17 protein-coding genes are annotated in these 26,324 nt (G+C 34.0%); 11 read left to right on the top strand and 6 right to left on the bottom strand.

The genetic code is table 11. From position 1 onward, the window contains the following. The first annotated feature begins 311 nt into the window (after positions 1-311). From ABNT61_RS04690 to ABNT61_RS04675, 4 genes are all read left to right on the top strand, one after another. Positions 312-14,264, top strand: coding sequence for a PKD-like domain-containing protein (locus ABNT61_RS04690; RefSeq protein WP_348745041.1), 13,953 nt, complete (start codon positions 312-314; stop codon positions 14,262-14,264). Between the two features lie 32 nt (positions 14,265-14,296). Beyond that, positions 14,297-15,235: a type IX secretion system membrane protein PorP/SprF gene (locus tag ABNT61_RS04685; protein WP_348745040.1), complete on the top strand. Its 939-nt coding sequence runs from the start codon at positions 14,297-14,299 to the stop codon at positions 15,233-15,235. A gap of 9 nt (positions 15,236-15,244) precedes the next feature. Continuing rightward, a complete protein-coding gene (locus tag ABNT61_RS04680; protein ID WP_348745039.1) occupies positions 15,245-17,209 on the top strand; it encodes an OmpA family protein in 1,965 nt (654 codons plus the stop codon). Positions 17,210-17,303: 94 nt separating this feature from the next. Next, positions 17,304-17,864, top strand: a complete 561-nt coding sequence (locus ABNT61_RS04675) for a Crp/Fnr family transcriptional regulator (protein WP_348745038.1) — start codon at positions 17,304-17,306, stop codon at positions 17,862-17,864. A gap of 54 nt (positions 17,865-17,918) precedes the next feature. Here ABNT61_RS04675 and ABNT61_RS04670 read toward each other — a convergent pair whose 3' ends face one another. From ABNT61_RS04670 to ABNT61_RS04645, 6 genes are read right to left on the bottom strand one after another with little or no spacing between them, the layout of a single operon-like run. After that, positions 17,919-18,788: a DUF5777 family beta-barrel protein gene (locus tag ABNT61_RS04670; RefSeq protein WP_348745037.1), complete on the bottom strand. Its 870-nt coding sequence runs from the start codon at positions 18,786-18,788 to the stop codon at positions 17,919-17,921. Further along, a complete protein-coding gene (locus ABNT61_RS04665; RefSeq protein WP_348745036.1) occupies positions 18,770-19,156 on the bottom strand; it encodes a hypothetical protein in 387 nt (128 codons plus the stop codon). The genes ABNT61_RS04670 and ABNT61_RS04665 overlap by 19 nt, the downstream gene beginning before the upstream one ends. Beyond that, positions 19,134-19,676 (bottom strand): YceI family protein, encoded by a 543-nt coding sequence (locus ABNT61_RS04660; RefSeq protein WP_348745035.1) that lies wholly within the window; start codon positions 19,674-19,676, stop codon positions 19,134-19,136. The genes ABNT61_RS04665 and ABNT61_RS04660 overlap by 23 nt, the downstream gene beginning before the upstream one ends. A 14-nt stretch (positions 19,677-19,690) precedes the next feature. Then, the gene (locus tag ABNT61_RS04655) at positions 19,691-20,038 is read right to left on the bottom strand and encodes a hypothetical protein (protein WP_348745034.1); all 348 of its coding nucleotides are present in this window, start codon (positions 20,036-20,038) and stop codon (positions 19,691-19,693) included. A 4-nt stretch (positions 20,039-20,042) separates the two neighbouring features. After that, positions 20,043-21,194 (bottom strand): hypothetical protein, encoded by a 1,152-nt coding sequence (locus ABNT61_RS04650; RefSeq protein WP_348745033.1) that lies wholly within the window; start codon positions 21,192-21,194, stop codon positions 20,043-20,045. A 10-nt stretch (positions 21,195-21,204) separates the two neighbouring features. Next, positions 21,205-21,588 carry a hypothetical protein gene (locus tag ABNT61_RS04645; RefSeq protein ID WP_348745032.1) on the bottom strand — a complete coding sequence of 128 codons (384 nt, stop codon included), beginning with the start codon at positions 21,586-21,588 and terminating at the stop codon, positions 21,205-21,207. 148 nt (positions 21,589-21,736) lie between these two features. On the opposite strand from ABNT61_RS04645, the gene ABNT61_RS04640 reads away from it, so the two are divergent. The 7 genes from ABNT61_RS04640 to ABNT61_RS04610 are packed head-to-tail and all read left to right on the top strand — an operon-like array spanning position 21,737 to position 26,299. Next, the gene (locus ABNT61_RS04640) at positions 21,737-22,030 is read left to right on the top strand and encodes a DUF6787 family protein (RefSeq protein WP_348745031.1); all 294 of its coding nucleotides are present in this window, start codon (positions 21,737-21,739) and stop codon (positions 22,028-22,030) included. A 23-nt stretch (positions 22,031-22,053) separates the two neighbouring features. After that, positions 22,054-22,317, top strand: coding sequence for a hypothetical protein (locus tag ABNT61_RS04635; protein ID WP_348745030.1), 264 nt, complete (start codon positions 22,054-22,056; stop codon positions 22,315-22,317). Between the two features lies 1 nt (position 22,318). Continuing rightward, on the top strand, positions 22,319-22,561 hold the full coding sequence (locus tag ABNT61_RS04630; protein WP_348725007.1) for a hypothetical protein: 243 nt from the start codon (positions 22,319-22,321) through the stop codon (positions 22,559-22,561). Positions 22,562-22,611: 50 nt separating this feature from the next. Next, entirely contained in the window at positions 22,612-23,610 is a 999-nt protein-coding gene (locus ABNT61_RS04625; protein ID WP_348745029.1) for a sterol desaturase family protein, read from the top strand. A gap of 4 nt (positions 23,611-23,614) precedes the next feature. Continuing rightward, positions 23,615-24,019 (top strand): hypothetical protein, encoded by a 405-nt coding sequence (locus ABNT61_RS04620; protein ID WP_348745028.1) that lies wholly within the window; start codon positions 23,615-23,617, stop codon positions 24,017-24,019. A gap of 9 nt (positions 24,020-24,028) precedes the next feature. Further along, positions 24,029-25,228: an aromatic ring-hydroxylating dioxygenase subunit alpha gene (locus ABNT61_RS04615; RefSeq protein WP_348745027.1), complete on the top strand. Its 1,200-nt coding sequence runs from the start codon at positions 24,029-24,031 to the stop codon at positions 25,226-25,228. Between the two features lie 3 nt (positions 25,229-25,231). Next, positions 25,232-26,299, top strand: coding sequence for a ferredoxin--NADP reductase (locus ABNT61_RS04610; RefSeq protein ID WP_348742168.1), 1,068 nt, complete (start codon positions 25,232-25,234; stop codon positions 26,297-26,299). The last annotated feature ends 25 nt before the right edge of the window (positions 26,300-26,324 follow it).

The raw sequence follows: 26,324 nt of genomic DNA, 5'->3' as shown, positions 1-26,324 counted from the left end.
AAACAAAAAAACGCTTCTATTTTTAGAAGCGTTTTTGTTTTTCTTAAAAGATTTATTGATTAATAGGCCTCTTTTTTTAAAAGAAAAAAATAAATTTTATCAGGATTTACCTCTTCTCACCTTTGGAAATCTGCATTAAGACGAAACTTATTCAAATAATGTTTAACTTTTTTTTAACTTTTTTGTGACTTTCAAAAAAGATGTGTGTCTTAACAATTAACATGTGTTAATTTTTAACTAATTTTAACATTTATCGATATTAGAAAATGTCTTTCAAAATTATATAGCTAAACTATTAAAAACATCATCGTATGATAATAACTTTACCCTACAAGATATTTCATAAATTTTTAAAAAGAGATATTGTTATTTCTGTAATAATGATGTTTTGTACTTCATTGGCCTATTCTCAATTAGATAGTCAACATTATTTACCTCCTTTAAAACAAACTTCAGGTACAAATAATAATGCCAATCACCAAAGTAATGCTGCCATACAACAGCAATCAATTTATCTTTCCACGCCCGAAACAACTGCTTTTACAGTTAATGTGTATAGAGGAATATCTACTGTACCATGGTTAGTTATACCAAGTTTAGTAAATGGAACTCCATTTGTAATTGATAACGTAAATGATTCAGGAGGTGGTTTTACAGATCAAGTATTAGCGAATAGTAATAATAATATAACTTTAGTTACTAACGGAAATACTGGTACAGTTTTAACTACAGCAGGTTTACGTTTTGAAGCTCCAGGTGGACAAAAGTTCTATGTTAATTATAGAGGTCGTTCTGGCGCTCAAGCAGGTTCCTTAACCTGTAAAGGAGGAAAAGCATTAGGAAAAGAGTTTAGATGGGGAGGAATTGCTAATAGACATTCAAATTCTAACAGTAGTACTAGTTTAGGTATAATGGCTACTGCACCAAATACTATGGTAACTATTTCTGGATTTAATCCAGATTGTGCATTTAGAAGTGGAACAGATCCTGATGGAATTACGAACGATGTTATTAATATAACGTTGCAGGCAGGTGAAACTTATGTATTAGAGGCAGTCAGAAATCAATCAGGAATTAGCGCAGCAACCAATACAGCAAATATCGATGGATGGTTAGGAGCAACAATTGAAGCTACTGAACCTATTGCTATAGCAAGTGGTGGTTTAAATTTTGGAATAAGCGCTACCTCTGGAAGTAGAGATGTTGGTATAGATCAACCAGTACCTACAAATGTTATAGGGAGAGAATATGTTTTTATGAGAGGAGCAGGTGATGGAAATGATGGAACGGAATTTCCTGTAATTGTAGCAACACAAGATGATACTCAGGTATTCGCTGGAGGAGTGTTAATAGGAACAATTGATGATGGTGAGTATTTAGAAATTCCTGGTTCCAATTATTCAGGAACTACGGCAGGTTCGAATATGTACGTAAGAACATCTAAAGATGCTTATGCTTATCAATGTTTAGCCGGTCAAACAAATAGAATACAAACAGTTGGGATGAATTTTATTGCTCCTGTTAATTGTTTACTTCCAAATGAATTACAAGAGATACCACAAATTCAAGATATAGCAAACACTAATTCTAATATCTCAGCATTAACATTAGTGGTCTCAACGTTAGTTAGTGATGCCGATATTGAAATTTATCAAAATGGTGTACAAATTACAACACCAGCTTCTTCATTAGTAAATGATGGAACGGGAACACCACAATGGAAAACTTTATATGTACCAGGATTAACAGGTGAAATTTCTGTTGTTACACCGGGGCCAATAGCAGCAGGAACTTTTATGTCCTTAGGGTCAAATGCTGGTTTAGCAGGTTATTTTTCTGGTTTTGATACGGTTCCGGTTGTTGAAATAGAACTTACAGGAGGCGGATGTCATCCAGGATCAAGTATTCAAGAAGTTACAGGTGGATTTGCAAATTATGCTTGGTATAAAGGTTTTGATGAGATTTCAGGAACATTATTAGCAAGTGGACCAACATTACAAACTTATGATCCAACTTTAAATGGAGTTGGAAATTATTTTGTGCGTGTTACTGATTTCGGAGGATGTGAATATAATTCAGCTGTAGTTACTTTTTATAGCTGTGATCCTGAACTTCAGGTATTAAAAACAGATAATGCCGATCCAATAGATGCGGGTAGCAATGTTACTTTTACAATAACGGCGGAGAGTTTTTCTGTTGATCCAATTACTAATGTTATAATTGAGGATGTTCTTCCCGCAGAATTAGAGTTTGTTAGTGCCAATCCAGAACCTGGAACAACATTTTCTAGTACAGGAACATTAACTTGGAATATAGGGAATATGGATCCTGGAGATAAATTTGAGCTGGAAATAGTCGCAAGAGCTCGAGATGATGCATCTGGAACTGTAACAAATACTGTAACTTATAATTACAACGAAATAGCTACAGAAATTAATACTTTTCCTGATGATTTAAATGAAAGCGTTACTATTAATGCATGTAATACTGTTAGCGCACCATCGAGTTCGCCTACTTTATGTGTTAACACACCACTCACTAACATAACTCATTCAACAACTTTAGCCACTGGCATAGGTACGCCAACAGGTTTACCAACAGGAGTTACAGCGAGTTGGAATAGCAATACAATCACAATAAGCGGTACGCCTACAAATTCTGGAGTTTTTAATTATGATATACCGTTAACAGGTGGTTGTAATACTGTGAGTGCAACAGGAACGATAACCGTAAATGCATTACCAATTGCCAGTCCTATTACAGGGTCTAATCAAGTTTGTGTGGGTGGTTCAATTGACTTAACAGAAGGAACTACTGGAAGTACAATAATTTGGAATTCATCTAACACTGGCGTAGCTACAATTGATACTAATGGTTTGGTTACTGGTGTATCCGCTGGAAGTACTGATATAACTTATACTGTAACTGATACAAATGGATGTACTTCTTTAGTATCAGCTACCTTTACAGTTACAGTTAACCCATTACCATCACTTATTTCACTTTCATCAAATACTCCTATTTGTGAGGGAAATATTGCTGAATTCACAATCTCTGGTTCTGCAAATTCTACATTAACATACAGTCTGAATGGGAATGCTAATCAAACAATAGTATTAGATGGATCAGGAAACGCTACTATAACAAGCTCTTCGGCTGTGAGTGATGTAACAATAAATTTAGTATCATTAGAGTTTACTTCAACAACATGTTCGGTGGCATTAACTGATACAGAAACAATTGTTGTAAATCCAAATCCAACATTAGCAAGTGTAAATGATATTATTGTTTGTGATGATATGTCTGGAACACAAAGTTTGGACGCTAATAGTGGAATCACATTGAATCCTAACACTAGTGTTGTTTGGTATGATGCACCTTCTGGAGGAAATATTGTAGCCTCACCTATAGTAAATACAGCAACTCCAAGTACGGATCCTCCTACGTCTTTTTATGCTGAAATAACAGATACGAGTTCGTCTTGTGTGAATCCTGTGAGAGAAGAAGTTAAACTCCAAATTGTTTCACCTCCTTTTCCGAATTTATCCGAAACAGTGTGTTCAGATGAAATGCTTAATATAGGTTTATCTTTTGCTACAACTTATACCGTTGCTTCTTCTGATCCAACAAACGTACCTGCAGGGGCTAATAGAACTACAGCGACAACAGCTAATATTACAGATACTTATACCAATACTACAGGAAATCCAGTTACGATTACATATACAGTAACTATTCAGGATGGTTCTCCGTGTGACGGTAATATTTTTGATGTTGTTGTTACGGTTAACCCAGAGCCATCAAATACAACAGCTCCAACAGAAACCATTTGCAGTAACTCAACATTAAGTCACGATTTAAATTCGGATGTTAATGTTACTGGATCAAGTTTTATGTGGTCAGCAACTGATAATCCTAATGTAACAGGTGAAACAGTATCAGGTGGAACAAATGCTATTATTAGTGATACTTTAATTAATAATTCAGGAACGAATCAAACCGTAACATATACTATAATTCCAACAAGTGGAAATGGTTGTCAAGGTGATTCTTTTACATATACGGTTACAATAAAACCAGAAATATCAATAACAGCACAACCTTTAGCAACGCAAACTATTTGTGTAGGAGCAGTTCCAACCGATCTTTCCGTTACAGTTACTGGGGGAATTGATGGGTTAGATTATCAATGGCAAAGTTCTTCAACTAGTGGTTCAGGGTTTACTGATATAGGTGGAGCAACTTCAGCTACATATACACCAGTTACAACAAGTTCTGGAACAACTTATTACCAAGTTGTCATTAGTGATGCAAGTGGTGTATGTTCAGATATTATATCTGATGAATCAGTAGTTACTATAAACAATGACCCTTCGATTACTTCGCAACCAATATCAACTCAAACCATTTGTGTAGGAGCAACCCCTACCGATTTATCAGTTACAGCAACAGGCGGTGTAACTGGATTAAGCTATCAATGGCAAAGTTCAAGTACAAGTGGATCAGGATTTACAGATATAAGTGGAGCAACATCTGCTACATATACGCCAGTAACGACAAGTTCTGGAACAACTTATTACCAAGTTGTAATTAGTGATTCTGGATCAGGATGTAATGATGTAATTTCTTCTGAATCAGTTGTGATTGTTAATAACGACCCAACAATTACTGTACAGCCCTTAACAACTCAAACAGTTTGTGTAGGAGCAACTCCAACAGATTTATCTGTTACAGCTTCTGGAGGAGTAACAGGATTAACTTATCAATGGCAGAGTTCGAGTACAAGTGGTTCAGGATTTACAGATATTAGCGGAGCAACTTCTGCTACATATACACCGATTACAACAAGTTCGGGTCCAACATACTATCAAGTTATAATTAGTGATACTGGTTCAGGGTGTAACGATATAACTTCATCAGAATCAGTAGTAATTGTAAACGATGATCCAACAATTACAGTACAACCAATAGCAACTCAAACTATATGTATTGGAGCAACTCCAACGGATTTATCAATAACTGCAATTGGAGGAGTAACAGGATTAACTTATCAATGGCAGAGTTCAAGTACAAGTGGTTCTGGATTTACAGATATTAGCGGAGCAACTTCGGCTACATATACACCAGTAACGACAAGTTCTGGAACAACATATTATCAAGTAATAGTTAGTGACACTGGATCAGGATGTAATACAATTACTTCTTCTGAGTCGGTTGTAATTATAAATGATGATCCTACGATTACTACACAACCTCTAACAACTCAGACAGTTTGTGTTGGAGCAACTCCAACGGATTTATCAGTGACAGCTTCTGGAGGAGTTTCAGGATTAACTTATCAATGGCAAAGTTCAAGTACAAGTGGTTCTGGATTTACAGATATAAGCGGAGCAACTTCGGCTACATATACACCAGTAACAACAAGTTCAGGAACAACATATTACCAAGTTGTAATTAGTGATACTGGATCGGGATGTAACACAATTACTTCTAGTGAATCTGTAGTTACTATAAATAATGATCCGACAATTACAGCACAACCTCTAACAACTCAAACAATCTGTGTTGGAGCAACTCCAACGAATTTATCAGTGACAGCTTCTGGAGGAGTCACAGGATTAACTTATCAATGGCAAAGTTCAAGTACAAGTGGTTCTGGATTTACAGATATAAGTGGAGCAACTTCGGCTACATATACACCAGTAACAACAAGTTCAGGAACAATATATTACCAAGTTGTAATTAGTGATACCGGTTCAGGGTGTAACGATATAACTTCATCAGAATCAGTAGTAATTGTAAACGATGATCCAACAATAACAGTACAACCAATAGCAACTCAAACTATATGTATAGGAGCAACTCCAACGGATTTAACAGTAACAGGAAACGGAGGAGTTACTGGATTAACCTATCAATGGCAGAGTTCAAGTACAAGTGGTTCAGGATTTTCAGATATAAGTGGAGCAACTTCGGCTACATATACACCAGTAAGAACAAGTTCAGGAACTACATATTATCAAGTTGTAATTAGTGATACCGGATCAGGATGTAATACAATAACTTCAAATGAATCTGTTGTAATTATAAATGAAGATCCTACAATTACAGCACAACCTCTAGCAACTCAAACAATTTGTGTTGGAGCAACTCCAGCAGATTTATCAGTAACAGCTACAGGAGGAGTTACAGGATTAACCTATCAATGGCAGAGTTCAAGTACTAGTGGTTCAGGATTTTCAGATATAAGTGGAGCAACTTCTGCTACATATACGCCAGTTACGACGAGTTCTGGAACTACGTATTATCAAGTTGTAATTAGCGATACCGGATCCGGATGTAATACAATAACTTCTTCTGAATCGGTTGTAATTATAAATGATGATCCTTCAATTACTTCGCAACCTCTAACAACTCAAACAATTTGTGTTGGAGCAACTCCAACGGATTTAGTTGTAACCGCTACAGGAGGAGTTACAGGATTAACCTATCAATGGCAAAGTTCAAGTACAAGTGGTTCTGGATTTTCGGATATAAGTGGAGCAACTACGGCTATATATACACCAGTAACAACAAGTTCTGGAACAATATATTACCAAGTTATAATTAGTGATTCTGGATCAGGGTGTAATACAATAACTTCTTCTGAATCGGTTGTAATTATAAATGAAGATCCTACAATTACAGCGCAACCTTTAGCAAATCAGACAGTTTGTGTTGGAGCAACTCCAACGGATTTATCAGTGACAGCTTCTGGAGGAGTAACTGGATTAACCTATCAATGGCAAAGTTCAAGTACAAGTGGATCAGGGTTTACAGATATAAGTGGAGCGACTTTAGCTACATATACACCAGTAACGACAAGTTTTGGGACAACTTATTACCAAGTTGTAATTAGTGATACTGGTTCAGGGTGTAATACAATAACTTCTTCTGAATCGGTTGTAATTATAAATGAAGATCCTACAATTACAGCACAACCTTTAACAAATCAAACAATTTGCGTTGGTGCAACTCCATCAGATTTATCTGTAACAGCAAATGGAGGAGCAACAGGATTAACTTATCAATGGCAGAGCTCAAGTACTAGTGGATCAGGATTTACAGATATAAGTGGAGCGACTTTAGCTACATATACTCCAGTTACGACGAGTTCTGGAACAACATATTATCAAGTTATAATTAGTGATAGTGGATCAGGATGTAATACGGTCATTTCATCCGAATCTGTTGTGATTATAAATGATGATCCAGCTATTACTACTCAACCTATAACAACTCAAACTATTTGTGTAGGAGCAACTCCAACGGATTTATCTATAGCAGCTACAGGAGGAGTAACAGGATTAACCTATCAATGGCAAAGTTCAAGTACTAGTGGATCAGGATTTACAGATATAAGCGGAGCAAATTTAGCTACATATACACCAGTAACCACGAGTTCTGGAACTACGTATTATCAAGTTGTTATTAGTGATACTGGGTCGGGATGTAATACAATTACTTCAAATGAATCTGTTGTAATTATAAATGCTGATCCTACAATTACCGTACAACCTATAACAACTCAAACTATTTGTTCAGGAGTGACTCCAACGGATTTAGCTGTAACCGCAACAGGTGGAGTAACAGGATTAACTTATCAATGGCAAAGTTCAAGTACAAGTGGATCTGGATTTGCAGATATAAGTGGAGCAACTTCTGCTACATATACACCAGTAACTACAAGTTCTGGGACTACATATTATCAAGTTATTATTAGTGATAGTGGATCAGGATGTAATACTGTTACTTCAAATGAATCTGTTGTAACGGTTAATCCGTTACCTGTATATACAAGTTTAACAACAAATTCACCTATTTGTGAAAATAGCGATGCTGAATTTACTGTTTCAGGATCTCCAAACAGTGTGTTGACTTATAATATTGATGGCAATGCTAATCAAACAATTACTTTAGATGGATCAGGAAATGCTACAATAGTGAATTCTGCAGCTACTTCCGATACTACAATAAATTTAATTTCTCTAGAGTTTAGTAGTACAAATTGTTCGATTAATTTAACAGATACCGCAACAGTTACTGTAAACTCATTCCCAGTATTAACATCAGTAAATGACATTACAGAATGTGTTGAATCTCCTATTCAGACATTAAATGCAAATGATGGAATTACATTTGGTCCAAATATATCAGTTACTTGGTATGATGCTGCAACAGGAGGTAATGTTATTGCCAATCCAATAACAAATACAGAGAACGCTCCGGTTACATTTTATGCGGAAATTACAGATACAAGTACTTCATGTGTCAATCCAGTACGAGAAGAAGTTACATTACATATTGTATCACCGCCTTTCCCTAACTTTACAGAAGAAGTTTGTTCTGGTGAAAATTTAAATGTTGCTATTAATGCATTTACAGCTACCTATACAGTGGTGTCTTCGGACCCGACAAATGTTCCTGTAGGACCAGATAGAGTAACAGCTATTGCTGCTAATATTACAGATGGTTATACCAATACAACAGGAGTTCCTGTTACTATTACATATACAGTTACTATTGATGATGGTACTGCATGCGATGGAGAAACTTTCGATGTTGTTGTTACCGTAAATCCAGAGCCATTTAATGCAACAGCTCCAACAGATACTGTTTGTAGTGATATTGCTTTAAGTCATGATTTAACATCCGATGTTAACGTAATTGGTACTACTTTTAATTGGATTGCAACAGATAATCCAAATGTAACAGGAGAAACAATTTCATCAGGAACAGGTTCTACAATTTCTGATACATTAACAAACACTAGTGGAAGTCCACAAACTGTAGTTTATACTATAACGCCAATAAGTTCAAATGGATGTCAAGGAAATCAATATACGTATACAGTTACTGTAAATCCAGAACCGTTTAATGCAACAGCTTCAACAGATACTATTTGTAGTGATGTAGCATTAAATCATGATTTAAATACAGACGTAAACTTAACAGGAGCAACTTTTAATTGGGTTGCCACAGATAATCCGAATGTTACTGGAGAAACTACGAGTAATTCTAATACTGCTATTATTTCAGATACATTAACAAATACGAGTGGAACTACTCAAACGGTAATATATACTATTATTCCTAGAAGTGCAGAGGGTTGTGTAGGGAATTCATTTACTTACACGGTTACTGTCAATCCTGAACCATTTAACGCAGTTGAACCAATATTATCAATTTGTAGTGGTGGTACGTTAAATCACGATTTAAATGGAAATGTAAATTTATCTGGGGTGACCTTTAATTGGATTGCAGTTGATAATCCTAATGTAACTGGAGAAACTATTACAAACACTTCTTCATCAACCATTACAGATACATTATCAAATACTAGTGGAAGTGTACAAACAGTTGTATATTCTATTACACCTACAAGCGCGGATGGTTGTGTAGGAAATTCTTTTGAATACACTGTTACGGTAAATCCAGAGCCTATCAATAGTACTCCTCCTTCAGAAACAGTATGTAGTAAAACAACATTAAATCATGATTTATTAGGAGATGTAAATGTATCTAATACGAATTTTACATGGTCAGCAACAGATAATCCAAATGTTTCAGGGGAAACTACGTCTAATAATTCAGCAGTTACAATATCTGATACATTAACTAATATTAGTGGAGTTAGTCAAATAGTTACATACACCATTACGCCAATAAGTACTGATGGTTGTCCAGGTACTGCTTACACATATTCAGTTACGGTAAATCCAGAACCATTTAATTCGGTTGCACCGACAGATACAATTTGTAGTGATATACCATTAAATCATGATTTATCAACAGATATTAATATTTCAGGAACCACTTTTAGTTGGGTTGCATCGGATAATGGTTTTATTACTGGTGAAACTCTAGTAGCTACAAATTCATCAATGATAACGGATACTCTAACAAACATTAGTGGAAGTGTTCAAAATGTTACTTATACAGTTACCCCAACAAGTCCTGATGGTTGTATTGGTGATCCATTTACATATACAGTTACTGTAAATCCTGAACCTTTCAATGCAGTACCTCCTACAGAAACGGTTTGTAGTAATACTACTTTAAATCATAATTTATTAACTGATGTAAATCTATCAGGAACTACTTTTAATTGGGTTGCAACTGATAACGCTAATGTAACAGGAGAAACATTGAGCAATTCATCATTAAATACTATAGGAGATACATTAATCAATAATAGTACAATTCCACAAACAGTAGTATATACAATAATTCCAACTAGTTTAAGTGGCTGTGACGGTAACTCATTTACCTATATTGTAACGGTTAATCCGTTACCTGTATATACAAGTTTAACAACAAATTCACCTATTTGTGAAAATAGCGATGCTGAATTTACTGTTTCAGGATCTCCAAACAGTGTGTTGACTTATAATATTGATGGCAATGCTAATCAAACAATTACTTTAGATGGATCAGGAAATGCTACAATAGTGAATTCAGGAGCTACTTCCGATACAACAATAAATTTAATTTCTCTAGAGTTTAGTAGTACAAATTGTTCGATTAATTTAACAGATACTGCAACAGTTACTGTAAACTCACTCCCAGTATTAACATCAGTAAATGACATTATAGAATGTGTTGAATCTCCTATTCAGACATTAAATGCAAATGATGGAATTACATTTGGTTCAAATATATCAGTTACTTGGTATGATGCTGCAACTGGAGGTAATGTTATTGCCAACCCAATAACAAATACAGAGAACGCACCAGTTACATTTTATGCGGAAATTACAGATACAAGTACTTCATGTGTCAATCCATTACGAGAAGAAGTTACATTACATATTGTATCACCGCCTTTCCCTAACTTTACTGAAGAAGTTTGTTCTGGTGAAAATTTAAATGTTGCTATTAATGCATTTACAGCTACCTATACAGTGGTGTCTTCGGACCCGACAAATGTTCCTGCAGGACCAGATAGAGTAACAGCTATTGCTGCTAATATTACAGATGGTTATACCAATACAACAGGAGTTCCTGTTACTATTACATATACAGTTACTATTGATGATGGTACTGCATGCGATGGAGAAACTTTCGATGTTATAGTTACTGTAAATCCAGAACCATTTAATGCAACAGCTCCAACAGATACAGTTTGTAGTGATGTTGCTTTAAGTCATGATTTAACATCCGATGTTAACGTAATTGGTACTACCTTTAATTGGATTGCAACAGATAATTCAAATGTAACGGGAGAAACAATTTCATCAGGAACAGGTTCTACGATTTCTGATACATTAACAAACACGAGTGGAAGTCCACAAACTGTAGTTTATACCATAACGCCAATAAGTCCAAATGGATGTCAAGGAAATCAATATACATATACAGTCACTGTAAATCCAAGACCTGAAGCATTACCAATTACCGGGACTTCTGAAGTTTGTTTAGGTGATACCATAGATCTTACGGAAGGTACTACAGGATCTAGTATATCATGGATTTCTTCTAATACGGGTATAGCAACAGTTGATTCTAATGGTGTTGTTACTGGAATAAATTTTGGAACAGTAGATATTACTTATGTTGTTACCGATTCTAATGGGTGTGTATCTTTAACTTCGCCAGTATTTACAGTTACTGTTGGACCATCAACAGATACAGATGGTGATGGCTTAACAGATTGTGAAGAAACAACAGGAATTGACGATCCTTCAACTTCAGGAATACCAACAGGTACAAGTGATCCTAATGATTCTTGTTCGTTCACCGGAAACCCAGTAGCAGATGTTAGTAATCCTACATGGCAAACTTCTGACTGCGATGGAGATGGAGTTACAAATGGTCAAGAAATTGCTGATGGAACCGATCCAACAGATCCATGTTCATTTCTAATAAATTCAGTTTCTTTACCTCAAACAGGTGATTGGTTAACTGCAGACTGTGATGGAGATGGAGTTACAAATGGACAAGAAGTTGCAGATGGAACTGATCCTACAGATCCTTGTTCAGTAAATCCAAGTTCAGTTTCGTTACCTCAAACAGGTGATTGGTTAACTGCAGATTGTGATGGAGATGGAGCTACAAATGGACAAGAAGTTACAGATGGAACTGATCCAACAGATCCATGTTCAGTAAATCCAAGTTCAGTTTCTGTAGCACAATCAGGAGATTGGCTAACTGCAGATTGTGATGGTGATGGAGTTACAAATGGACAGGAGGTTACAGATGGAACTGATCCTACAGATTCTTGTTCATATATCCCAACTTCAATTTCATTAATGCAATCAGGAAATTGGTTAATAGCAGATTGTGATGGAGATGGAGAAAGCAATGGAGATGAGTTAAATAATGGAACAGATCCTTTAGATTCATGTTCTGTTTCCAATTCTACAGTTCCAGCAAGTACTGATCCTAATTATAGTATTTGGGCTGCATCAGATTGTGATGGAGATGGAGTTACAAATGGAGAAGAAGCTAACGATGGTACGGATCCGTTCGATGGATGTTCTTACTCAGCATCAAGTCAAGTAGAAGCAAATGTTTCTGCTGCTTGGAATGTATTAGACTGTGATGGAGATGGAGAAAATAATGGAGATGAGTTAAATAATGGAACAGATCCTTTAGATTCATGTTCAGTTTCTAATCCTACAATTCCAGCAACTACTGATCCTAATTATAGTGTTTGGGCTGCATCAGATTGTGATGGTGATGGAGTTACAAATGGAGAAGAAGCTAACGATGGTACAGATCCATTCGATAGCTGTTCTTATTCAGCATCAAGTCAAGTAGAAGCAAATGTTTCTGCTGCTTGGAGTGCTTTAGACTGTGACGGAGATGGAGAAAGTAATGGAGACGAATTAAATAATGGAACAGATCCTTTAGATTCATGTTCAGTTTCTAATCCTACAATTCCAGCAACTACTGATTCTAATTATAGTGTTTGGGCTGCATTAGATTGTGATGGCGATGGAGTTACAAATGGAGAAGAAGCTAATGATGGTACTGATCCGTTCGATGGATGTTCTTATTCAGCTTCGAGTCAAGTTGTAACCAATGTTTCTGCTGCTTGGAATTCATTAGATTGTGATGGAGATGGAGAAAGTAATGAAGATGAATTAAATAATGGAACAGATCCTTCAGATTCATGTTCAGTTTCTAATCCTACAATTCCAGCAACTACTGATCCTAATTATAGTGTTTGGGCTGCATCAGATTGTGATGGAGATGGAGTTACAAATGGAGATGAAGCTAACGATGGTACAGATCCATTTGATGGATGTTCTTATTCAGCATCAAGTCAAGTGGTAACCAATGTTTCTGCTGCTTGGAATTCATTAGATTGTGATGGAGATGGAGAAAGTAATCAAGATGAATTAAATAATGGAACGGATCCTTTAGATTCATGTTCAGTTTCTAATCCTACAATTCCAGCAACCACTGATCCTAATTATAGTGTTTGGGCTGCATCAGATTGTGATGGAGATGGAGTTACAAATGGAGAAGAAGTAAATGATGGTACAGATCCATTTGATGGATGTTCTTATAATAGTACAAGTCAAGTAGAAACTAATGTATCTGCCGCTTGGAATGCTTTAGATTGTGATGGAGACGGTGTTATAAATGGAGATGAATTAGCCGATGGTACCGATCCTTTAAATGGATGTTCTTATGAAGCTAGTAGTCAAGATATAAATAATGTAAGTGATGAATGGAATCAGTTAGATTGTGATGATGATGGACTTACTAACGAAGAGGAAACTGACGAAGGAACAGATCCTCTAAATCCTGATAGTGATGGTGATGGTTTAACGGATGGTGAAGAAGTAACAGGTACTGATGATCCAAATACACCACTTGATCCTGATACTTTTGTAGGTGGACCAACTTCTGATCCTAATGATCCTTGTGATCCAATTGAAGGACCAAATTGTAAAAACGATGAATGTTTATCACCATATAGTTTAATGTCACCAGGAGATGGTAATACTGAAAATTCGTTCTTTTTTATTAAATGTATTGATAATCCAGAGTATGCTAATAATACGGTTGAGATCTTTAACAGATGGGGTAATACGGTTTATAAGATCAGTGGTTATAGTAACACTGATTCTTCAAGAAGATTTGAAGGAATTTCTAATGGTAGAGCTACGATAAGTGTTGATGAGAAGTTACCAGTAGGAACGTATTACTATGTGATTGATCCAGGAAATGGAGAATCAGCACGAACAGGATGGTTATATATAAATAAGTAAGCATAAGAAACAAGAAACAACATAATAGGGATATGAATAGCATAGTAACATATAAATTTTTAATACTCATTATCTTATTTAAGGTTGGAGTATTATTCTCACAACAAGATCCTCAGTATACGCAGTATATGTATAACACGATGAGTGTTAACCCTGCTTATGCTGGATCTAATAATCATACAGTGATTACTGCCTTAGGCCGAACACAATGGGTTGGTTTAGATGGTGCACCAGATTCACAAACATTTAGTTACGATACTGCGATAGGTTATAGTGGAGTAGGATTAGGTATTAGTATTACTAATGATAGGATTGGTCCCTCGAGTGAGATTTATTTAGATGCCAATGTTTCTTATACAATTCGTACGAGTAATGATGGTAATTTAGCCTTTGGATTAAAGTTAGGAGGTCGTCATTTAGGAATTGATTGGAGTAAAGGAACGGCTCTTCAGCAAGAGCGTATTTTTGAGGGTAATATCAGTAAGTTCTTACCTACAATTGGAGCTGGGATTTATTTTTATAAATCAAATTGGTATCTTGGTGCCGCAATTCCGAACTTTCTACGGACAGATCATTACGACGATACTGTTGCTACGACGAGTTTTGGGAGCGGAGATTTAGCTGAGGAGCGCTTACACTTTTTTGGTATCGCGGGTTATGTATTTGACTTAAGTGAGACGTTAAAGTTCAAGCCAGCTACATTAGTTAAGGTGGTGAACGGGGCACCATTATCATTAGATGTTTCGGCTAACTTTTTATTTAATGAGAAGTTTGCTGCAGGATTAGCATGGAGGTGGGACGACTCCATCAGTGCTTTATTAGGGTTACAAGCAACAAAGAACTTAAACATAGGTTTTGCATATGATTTGACTACGTCAAATTATAGCAATTATAATTCGGGAACATATGAGCTTATGTTACGTTGGGATATATTCAGGGAACGCGTGTTTAAATCGCCAAGGTTCTTTTAAATTAATATTATGAGGAAACTATTACTAATTTATTTTTTAATAATTAGCTTTTCGTCTTTTTCACAAAGGCGTTATGCAGCAGATCGTTACTTCAAGGAGTTTGCGTATAAGAAATCTGCTGAGTTATATGAGGTTATTTATAACAAAGGAGATGAGTCAGAACTAGTCATTAGTAGGCTAGGAGATTCTCATTATTACAATACCAATACAAGTGAGGCAGAGAAGTGGTATCGTATTTTATTTGAGAAATACAAAGATCAGGTATCACCAGAATATATGTTCAGATATGCTCAAGCCTTAAAGAGTAATGGTAAGGTTGATGAATCAGATTCATGGCTTCGTAAGTTAAAAGAAGTAAAGGGAGAAGATTCAAGAGCCTTAGCTTTAGAAAAGAATGCAGATTACTTTGTGAAGTACTCTAATCGTAAGAAGACGTATGTTAGTATTCAGAACTTAGAGATCAATACGAAGTATTCAGATTTTGGAGGTTTTATCTACGGAGATAAGTTGTATTTCGCATCTACTAAACCAGAAGGTTCAAAGTTTGATAAGAAGTTATACAAGTGGAACGAGCAACCGTTTTTAAATATCTATACTGCCGATGCAGATTTGAGTAATGATATTGAAAAAGGACTTCAGGTAAGTGCTTCTGAGAAGTTACCATCTTTAAATACGCGTTATCATGAATCTAACGCTATTGTTACAGGAGATGGTAAAACGATGTATTTCACCAGAGATAATTACAATGACGATAAGTTAGAAGGAGATAAGAACCGAGTAACTCACTTAAAGATATACAAGGCTACCTTAAATAATGGGAATTGGGATGATGTTAGAGAATTACCATTTAACAGTAATGAATATTCATGCGGACATCCAGCATTAAGTGCAGATGAGAAGACACTATACTTTGTATCAGATATGTCAGGAGGACTAGGAGCTACCGATATCTATAAGGTTGCGATACAAGATGATGGGAGTTACGGAGAAGTAAAGAATTTAGGCGCACCAATAAATACAGAAGCAAGAGAAATGTTTCCAAGTATTGATAGTGAAAACACCATGTACTTTGCATCAGATGGTCATTTAGGTTTAGGAGCTTTAGATGTGTTTGAAGCTAAATATGTAGATAATAAGTACACTGACCCTGTCAATCTAGGAAGTCCAATAAATGGTCCGAGAGATGATTTTAGTTTTGTGATTAGTGAAGATAAATCATACGGATACTTTTCTTCCAATAGAAAAGGAGGAAAGGGAGATGACGATATATACAGTTTTGTGATCTATAGATGTAAAGAAGACATTGGAGGATACGTAACCGATGTAAACACAGGTAAACCTATCTCAGGAGCTACAGTTCGATTAATAGACGAGAGTGGAGCACCAGTTAGTGAGCAAGTAACACAGGCAGATGGAAAATATACCTTTAAAGATATCGACTGTGAGAACAACTTTACAGTAAGCGCTTCAAAAGATGATTACCGAAATGATCAAAAGGAAACAGCTACAGAGGACATTAACAAGAAGGAAATCAAAACAGATTTAGCTTTAGAATCGTTAATTGTAGAAAGTCCAGAGGCGGCACAGATTGTTATCAATCCGATCTTCTTTGATTTTGATTTGTACAACATAAGAGAAGATGCAGAGTATGAGTTAGAGCATATTGTAACGGTAATGAACAATAATCCAGATATGGTGATTAAGATCGAATCACATACCGATAGTCGAGGAACGAAAGCATACAACAGAAACTTATCTGATAACAGAGCAAAGTCAACAAGAGATTATATCATCTCAAGAGGTATTGCAGCCAATCGAATACAAAGTGCGATTGGATTTGGAGAAGACCGATTGTTAAATCACTGTAATGATGCAAATCAAAGCAAGTGTTCAAAGGAAGAACATCAGAAGAATAGAAGATCATATTTCTACATTGTAAAAGGTGGAAAAAACGTTTCTACCAGCAATCAATAACAGGAAATATCATAAAACAAAAAAACGCTTCTATTTTTAGAAGCGTTTTTGTTTTTTGTAAAGAATCTCAATTCAATTTATTTAAATTAGCCAAATGCAAGAGCTAGCAGATTATATCAAAGGATATATTGATTTAAAAGAAGATACATTTCAACATATACTAAGTTTATCCAACGAAGTCGTATTTGAAAAAGGTGAGCAAATTCTCAATATTGGTAAAACATGTAAACATCTGTACTTTTTAAAAGAAGGAAGTGTTAGAAGTTTTATATATCAAAAAGGAAAAGATATTACGCATTGGGTATACGGACCGAATTCTTTATTTACATCGTGGGGAAGTTATATTTTACAAAATCCATCGAATGAATATTTGGAGGCTATCGATGTTTGCAAAGTAGTTTCTATATCTTATGACAATTGGCAATTACTCTTCAAAGAACATCCTGAATTAGAACGATTCGGTAGGTTAATGATGGAGCAAGAATTAGCTATTATCGATGAATTTTACAAGGGCTATTATTTCTTATCAGCGAAAGAAAAGTATGAATTGCTAATAAGTGTATATCCTAATATTACCCAAATAGCAAATTTAGGACACATTGCTTCAATGTTGGGAATATCGCAAGAAACACTGAGTAGAATTCGTAGTACATAAAAAAAGCCTTCTAAATAAATAGAAGGCCACTAAACAAGAAGTATTTCCCCTAACTTAAAATACTCTTACCACATTAAATCCAAATGAAATATCTCCTTTGCTCCAATCACCTTGTGCTTTAGTTAAAAAAGCGCTGTCATTTGTTCCTCTTGCATTTGAGAATAGCAATTGAAATACATGCCCACCTGTTTCAATATCAATACCTAAAGTAAGTGGGTTTTTATAAACGGAGTTTTTGTCTTTGCTGAAATTATAGGCGTAGTCTAAATTTATACTCATACGTTTACTCACTTTTAATCGACCACCAATTCCCATTAAAAATTGATTATGATTTCTTGCTTTTGTAAAGTTGATATCCTGTAAGTTTTGACGTACATAAATTGGGGACAATTGTAAAGATAGTTTTTTAGAAAACCTCCTAGAAGCTAATAATTGTAAGGAATGACTCATTCTATCACTAAACCTCAATTCAGGATAATTAGCAGTTTTTATTTCAGAATTAATATCTGTACTTGCATATCCCACTAGGTTTACAGGAAATCTATTCGATTGTTTTGTAATACTAATCTTAGCAGTTCCTGAATATGTTTTTTCAAAACTATCTCTACTTAAACTTAACTGAATTCCGTCCCAAAAACTATAGAGCAATTGAATTTTAGTATTGGCTTGATCCAATCCAAAAAACTCATCAATTCCATCTTTTATTGATCCAAATCTATGTGCAACAATTAGATATAAATCTCCTTTTTCTGCAATTTTTGTGGATTGTAAGTTTCCAATTTGCATGGCTTTAAATGCAGGTAAATCAAATTGTTTTGTGTTCTTGGTTTCGTTATCAAGTTCATTTAATAAATCTTCTTGAGCTGTTCCATTAATTGATAGGAGCAAGACTATAATCAGTGATTTTATTTTAGTTGTATACATTCGTTTAATTTTAATTCTTCTAATAAATCATCGTATCCTATAACACGACCTTTTATGGTAATTGTTTGATTTGCTTTTATACCTGAACTATCATCTTCATTTTTTAACTGACAAAAAAGCTTGTTGTTCAAAGTGAAACCGTTTTTATCTAAAGCTGTTATTTCTCCAGTAAGCTGAACCACTTTTGTATTCCAAGAATCGAAATTTGTAGTTGCTAGGCTTGTAAAATCAATAGAGGTTCCTAAATAATTAGGAGAAATATCCTCTATCGATTCATTGGTTCTAAAAGTGTATCGGTAAACAAAAAAGGAGATTGTAAGTAATGAAACAACAATTGTGATTACCTTATTTTTTTTCAACCATCTCATAATGCAGTGTTATGTTTATCTGTTTTGCAATTTTCTTTCTAACTATACTAGGGATTTTAATTCCAAAATCATTCGGATTTAATTTGAATTCCGATTTAAGAATTATAGTATCATCTTTTAATTGAATACTAAGGGTTGTATTAATTTCTTTTTGTTTACCTCGAATAGAGAGTGTTCCTTCTAGAGGATATTTCTTTTCACTATCTATATTTGATAAAGAAAAATCTTGAATTTTACCTCTAAAGCTTGCCTTAGGATAGGTATCAGAATCCATATAATTTTCATTAAAATGCTCTTGCATTAAAGCAACTCGAAATTGAAAAGCATTAATAAATAATTGTGCAGCGATATCACCAGTATCACTTTTTAGAATTACTGTTGTACTCTTATTACTTGCTTCAACAGGTTCAAAAGCAGCCACAGAAGCTTTAAATTCTGTTGCTCCAGTTCTTGTAAAATATTTTTGAGCTGATGTAATTTGAGAAATTACTAAAAGTGTTAAAACGATTATTTTTTTCATATTAAATAGTATTGTTATTCTAAATATCCTCCCGATTTCCATTGGTCAAATAAGGCACGTCTGTCCGCAGTTAAAAGTCCACTTTGTGGCATTGGATTCGCAGCATCGTTTAAACGGGCTATCAATGTTCCAAACTCTGAAGAGTTTCTTACTTGAGCATAGGTTTCTAAAATCAATCCGTTTCTAGGGTTTACTGAACTATGGCAAGTCAAGCAATTATTAAATATTATGGATTGAATGTCTTGTGTATAGGTAACGGGTCTATTTAAAGGATTTTCACCAACTAATGGAATTTCAGCTTTAGTACAGCTTCCTAATACCAATAAACAAAGGAATAAAAGTGTGTTTTTAAGTATGCTCATAAGTTTAATTTTGTACATCAATATTGGTTATATTTTCAGTTTTATTTTCTAAAGGAGCTATGATAATTTCCTTAGAAACACTTACAATATCTCCTTCACTTGGTCCACCGTCATTATTCTTATCAGCAATTACAGTTAAATAGTAAGTACCGGGATGCAAGTATGTAAATAGGAATGTATCTTCGTTATTTTCTAAACTTGGAAAATGAAGTAAGGTATCGTAAGCTCCAGGAGTTTGTGTAAAATATCCGTCAGAATCTGTGAGTGGATCTTTAGATAAATAAACTAGTAAATTATCATTAGAGATTGTGTTATTTCGATTGATGTTTACAGTTAATGTTCCTAATCTCGGATGATCAGAAATAATATAAGGATCCCCTGACTGTGGAGCTAGTTCATACACATCATTACTAGTTTGAGAAGCTAAAAAGGTTGCAGATTTAGGAGCATCTTCTCCTTGATCTACGTATAAGTATTCTGTATTAAAACCGTCTTTAAAATCTAATCCAGTATCAATTGTATTTTGAGGATAATTAGTTGCATTAGCTGCTTCTTGTGCTAATTCAAAATGCATCTTTTTCCCCTTAAAAGTCATGTGTCTAGTGGGTAATCTATTTCCAAGATTACTGGTATAGGAATTAAAATATAAACTATCATTTTTAAAGCGTAATTCCATATACATAATCGCGTCTCCACCAACTGCATCAACAAGTCTATAATACTTTCCTTCGGAATTTCTATTTTCAACTTTGTCCATTACAAAGTAGCTCGTACGATAAATCCCGTTTAATAATCCCCCATTTCTCGCCATAATTGTTCTTTGTCCTTTATAGTTCGTTACAAAGAATGAGGTGAATAAATTTCCTAAAGTTCCTCCTTCATGAATCCCATGAATATGAGATGGAGAAATGGCACGATAGTCCCATCCAAACCAATCGTATTCATCGGCAATTACTTTATTATTTCCAACCCAATGACCTTGCATTTTTTCCATAAAATCAAATCCATCATTGTTAATATCTACTGGATTTACTTCTGCTGTAGGATTGGTAGGAACTTGTGAATTATTACCTCCTGTAATGTCTCTTACATTGTCTTCACATCCTATTAAAAAAAGAACAGCTAATGTTCCTAAAAGAGAATATCTTTTCTTCATAATTTTAAATCTATTGTTGTTTTCTTGTCCAAGTTTCTATGGAAGGTTTATTTCTTACGTAAGTAGTTACTTCAAGAGTATCAGTATGTTTTATTTTTATTTGATACTTCTTTGAAGTAGTTTGTGTTGCTCCTGAAATAGCATCTACAAAAGCTTCGTTTTCATATTGTAGATCTTTAATAAAAATATCTTTATCACTTTTGGTTTCATGTAACACAGTTGTTCCATCATTGTAATACAGAAGTTTACCTATAATTTTTTCACTGTTTTTCTCAATCTTGTAGGTAGCAGCGTAAAATTTACTATTCGTTTTCCAGGTTCCGAATATTCTATGGTCTACTGATGTTGAGCAACTCATCAAAGGAATAATGGTAAGTAATAAAAATCTCTTCATGACTCTTGTTTTTAATCTTGAGACAAAATTGTGAAGGATGTTTTGAAGTTTTTTTGACCTATGTCAAAATCATGAGATTCCTCATTTTTTGATTTAAGTCAAAATGATTTTTTAGCGCTGGAATTAGTTTTGAACAAAATTTTTTGAAATGAATAAATTAATGTCACGTTGGAATGTTACTTCCAAAAAAGATTTAGCAATTATATTTTTTGTGTTTTCAATTACAGGATCATCTTCTGTATTTGTAGGACGACCAATTTTAAAGTTTTTAGGATTGACCTTAGAAAATGTTCCTGCAATTTTCTATTATCCAATGTTCATCATGTCAAGTTTCATTTTCTACCAAGTATTCTTAGTAATGTTTGGTTGGTTATTCGGTCAGTTTCAATTTTTTTGGAATATGGAAAAGAAGCTTTTAAAACGTTTTGGAATAATAGTTTAACAATTCTTTTTTATATTTAGTAGATGAAGAATACAACAAAATGGAGAACCATAATTGCATTGATATTAATGTACATTGCTTTGTTTATGAATTGGGAATGGGCATGGGGAGTTTTGTTTTTGTTGTGGGTAATTCCTGATTTGTTTTCAGGTGTTACATTTTTTATTGAGCCTATTCAAAGAAATGAAAATCCAATTTTGTATTGGATAATTATTGCCTCTTGGATATTAATGGCGGCATATTCTTTATCTACTTTGTTCATAGATTATAATCATTACAGATATTAATATGGATAAATGGAGAACTATAGTTGCTCTTGCTCTTTTAATACTAGCAATTATTTACGAATGGAATTGGTTTTGGGCCTTATTTATAATTTTAGGTTTAGTTCACATTATTAGAAGTGGTGAAATTCATTTTGTGGAATCTATAACTAAAAAGGAACATCCAAAACTATATTGGATAATGATTTTAATATGGTCATTCTTAGCTATATATTCTGTAGCTAATCATCTAGCTATTTTGACATAGGTCAAAAACTTGAATGAACTTATTTAGCAATTTTGTAAAAAATATTTAAGATGAAAAATTCAACATTGTTAATTAGAAGTTTAGTAATCATTTTATTAATTACAGGTTTCGCACATTTCTTTTATTACAATTATAGTGAAAGCGGACACGACAGCTTAATTTCCTTTTTCTCGAATACATTACAATGGGAAAGTGTAGAGTATTGGTTTTATGTATTTAACGACTTGAGTTTAGTCTATATTATCATACCATTTTTTGTAATTGAATTAATACGTTATGCCTTTTTAAGACGATTGAATAAAGATTTAATTCTTGATAGTATTGCGAATATTATAACATTTGGTGGATTCTTTTTAATAGAAATTATTCTTGGGATTTTAGCAGTTACAAAAGTATATTACTGGTTATTTAATAATGTAAGTTTACCTCATTTAGATATCAATTGGGCAACCATTATTTCATGTGTTTTATTGGCAGACTTTGCATATTATTGGGAACACAGAATGATGCATAGAATCGGAATTGGTTGGGCAACACATACAGTTCATCATAGTTCCCCACATTTTAATATGTCGGTTGCGTATCGTTTTGGACCATTAGATGCTATTATGCCAATCGTATTCTCTTTACCAATTGTTATGTTGGGATTTGATCCGATATTGGTTTTACTTTCTGAAGTATTTGTACAAGTTTTTCAAACATTATTACACACCGAAATAATTGGGAAATTGATAAAACCTGTTGAATTTATTTTCAATACACCATCACATCATAGAGTTCATCATGGTTCGAACAGACAATACTGGGATAAAAATTATGCTGGGATTTTGATCATTTGGGATAGATTATTAGGTACGTTTGAGCCAGAAGTAGAAAAGGTGAAATACGGAATTTCAGAACCATTAAATAGCGTCAATCCTATCAAAGTATTTTTTCATGGTTTGACAAGATTGAATCATAAGTTAGGTAAAGTTTCAGGAGTTAAGAATAAGCTTAAAGTGTTTATAAAACCTCCAGATTGGATGCCTGAAAATCCAAACAAATCCTAAAATTATGAGATTATTATTAACTTTTATACTAGCAATAAGCCTGGTTTCTTGTGCTCAAAAAAATGATAAAATTATCGGAGTTTGGGAAGTGAAAAATGAATATTATCAAGCAGTTTACGAAATAGTAGAGTACAGAGGTAAATTCTTTGGAAAAATCCACTATTACAATGATGGTAACTTGGAGTATCAAGGAAAAAATAAAAAGAGAGATTATTTTCTTACTGATGTTGAAAAACAAGGGAATATATATAATAACGGAAAGATGTATTTACCAGATGGAAGTTATTATGAAGTAATTTTTACTTTAAAAGATTATAATAAATTAGAAGCTTTGATGACGGTTGAAGGAAAACCTTATAAAGAAGTTTGGACGAAAGGAAAGGTGATTAAAAATATATTTCCAAAATAAATTAAGATAATGGAGAATCAAAGGAAAATGCATGTACTTCCGATTGAAGCATATACATCGAAAGAGTGGTTTGATTTAGAAATGAAACACTTATTTTCTACAACTTGGCAATATGCAGGGTTAGTTGAAGATGTTTCAAATCCTGGAGATTATATTTCCGTACAAGCCGGTTTAAATAATATTTTCATTGTAAAAGGAAGAGATCACAGATTACGAGCTTTTCATAATATGTGTCGTCACAGAGGAACTCAATTATTGAGAGCCGTGGGTAAAGCACAAAAAGCGATTACATGTCCTTATCATGATTGGACGTATGATTTGGAAGGAAAATTAATTAGTATTCCTAAAAGAGAAGAAGAATTCCCAGATTTATGCAATAAAGAATTGCACGAATGTGAACTTAATTTACATGAGGCTTCTGTTGATATTTTCAAAGGAATGTTATTTGTTCATCCTGAGAAAAATGCACCAAGTATTATGGAGTTTTTTGGAGAAGTAGAATCTTATTTAGGTCCGCATGTCGTTGAAGAATTAGTCGAGTGGAGTGAAACTGATGGAGAACCATTTTATTCTAAAGAAATTCAAGCGAATTGGAAGATAGTAGTTGAAAATTATATAGATCATTATCATTTAGCACATTTACATGAAGGAACTTTAAACATGTATAATCATGCAAAAGCTGAATTCGGTTGGAAAGGTCCGCATTATTGGTTTTATGAACCTTTGGTGGATGAGTATTTAAATGATGTTGAAAATGCCGCTCAATTTCCTTTAATAGAAAGTGTACCAAGAGATAAAATTGGCGCTTATGTTCCATGGTTATTTCCAAATATTGGAATTACAGAAGGAGAAGCGCAATGGAATACTTTTCATGCTATTCCGTTAGCACCAGACAGAACTTTAGTAGTGATTCGATCAAAAGTAGAGAATAAAAGTGATTGGGAATTTACCAAACAGTATACTAAATCTTCAATGAGTAAAGTTTGGCAACACTATGGAAATAAAGGAAAGTATGAAGGTGATAAAGATGATCCTATGGCATCAGGTGATTTTATGGCAGAAGATATTTATGCCTGTGAACAACAACAAAAATCTCTAAGTTCACCATATTTTAGTGTTGGAGCGAGAGCTCAGAAAGGAGAATATGCAATTGTTCGTTTTCAGGAAGAAGTAAAAAAGTGGATGATTGCTAATGGTGCTAAAATTTAATATATGAGCAATTTTTATAGTTTAAAAGTTTCTGAGATAAAGGAACAAACCTCAGAAGCTGTTGCTGTTTCTTTTGATGTTCCAGTTGAGCTTTATGATGAATTCAATTATAAACCAGGACAATATTTGACTTTAAAATTTAATATAGAAGAAGAGGAAGTAAGAAGATCTTATTCTTTATGCAGTTCTCCTTTCCTCGAGGAAGCTCCGACAATTGGAGTGAAAAGAGTTAAAAACGGGTTGGTTTCAAATTATATTAATGATAATCTGAAAGTTGGAGATGAAGTTGAAGTTATGATTCCTAATGGACGTTTTTTTGCTGACGTAAAAGCGGATAATTACAAAACATACTATTTATTCGCTGCTGGAAGTGGAATAACACCAATACTTTCAATTTTAAAATCTGTTTTAATTGGTGAACCGAATAGTTATATCCATATGATTTATGGAAATACGAATCAAGAAACGGTTTTGTTTAAAAGTGAATTAGAGAAGTTAAGGAAGGAATATCCAACAAGACTGATTTTAGTTCATAGTCTTAGTAAACCTAAAACGAGTTGGTTTTCTTCTAAAAAAGAGTTTGAATATAGAAAGGGAAGAGTAGATTCTGAAGCGATTAATTGGTTTATAAATGAGTATCCTCCTTATGCTCAAAATACAGAATATTTCATTTGTGGGCCAGGTAAAATGATTGAGAACACAAAGGAAGCATTAAAGAATATTGACGTTCCTGATAATAGAATATTTATCGAGAGTTTCGGTGAAAGTTCCACTAATAATAATTTAGTAGGAATTGAAAAAGCAGCGTTAAAGGCTAAATTGAACAATCAAGAAATAAATATAAGTATTGAAAAAGGAGAGACAGTTTTACGAGCATTATTAAATAATAAGTTCAATCCACCTTATTCTTGTGAAGGCGGAGTATGTTCGAGTTGTGTTTGTAAGCTTAAAAAAGGAAAAGTGACGATGAAAAAGAATATGGCTTTATCCGAAAAAGAGGTAAAAGAAGGATATATATTAACTTGTCAAAGTATCGCATTAACAAAAGAAATTGAAGTTGTATTCGAATAGAAATAAAAAAGCCAGTTGTAAAACT

Origin of the sequence: Tenacibaculum sp. 190524A05c (assembly GCF_964036595.1) — a bacterium.
Classification (GTDB): domain Bacteria; phylum Bacteroidota; class Bacteroidia; order Flavobacteriales; family Flavobacteriaceae; genus Polaribacter; species Polaribacter platacis.
Note: the sequence above shows the minus strand (reverse complement) of the source record. Positions and strands in the feature narration are given on the sequence as shown.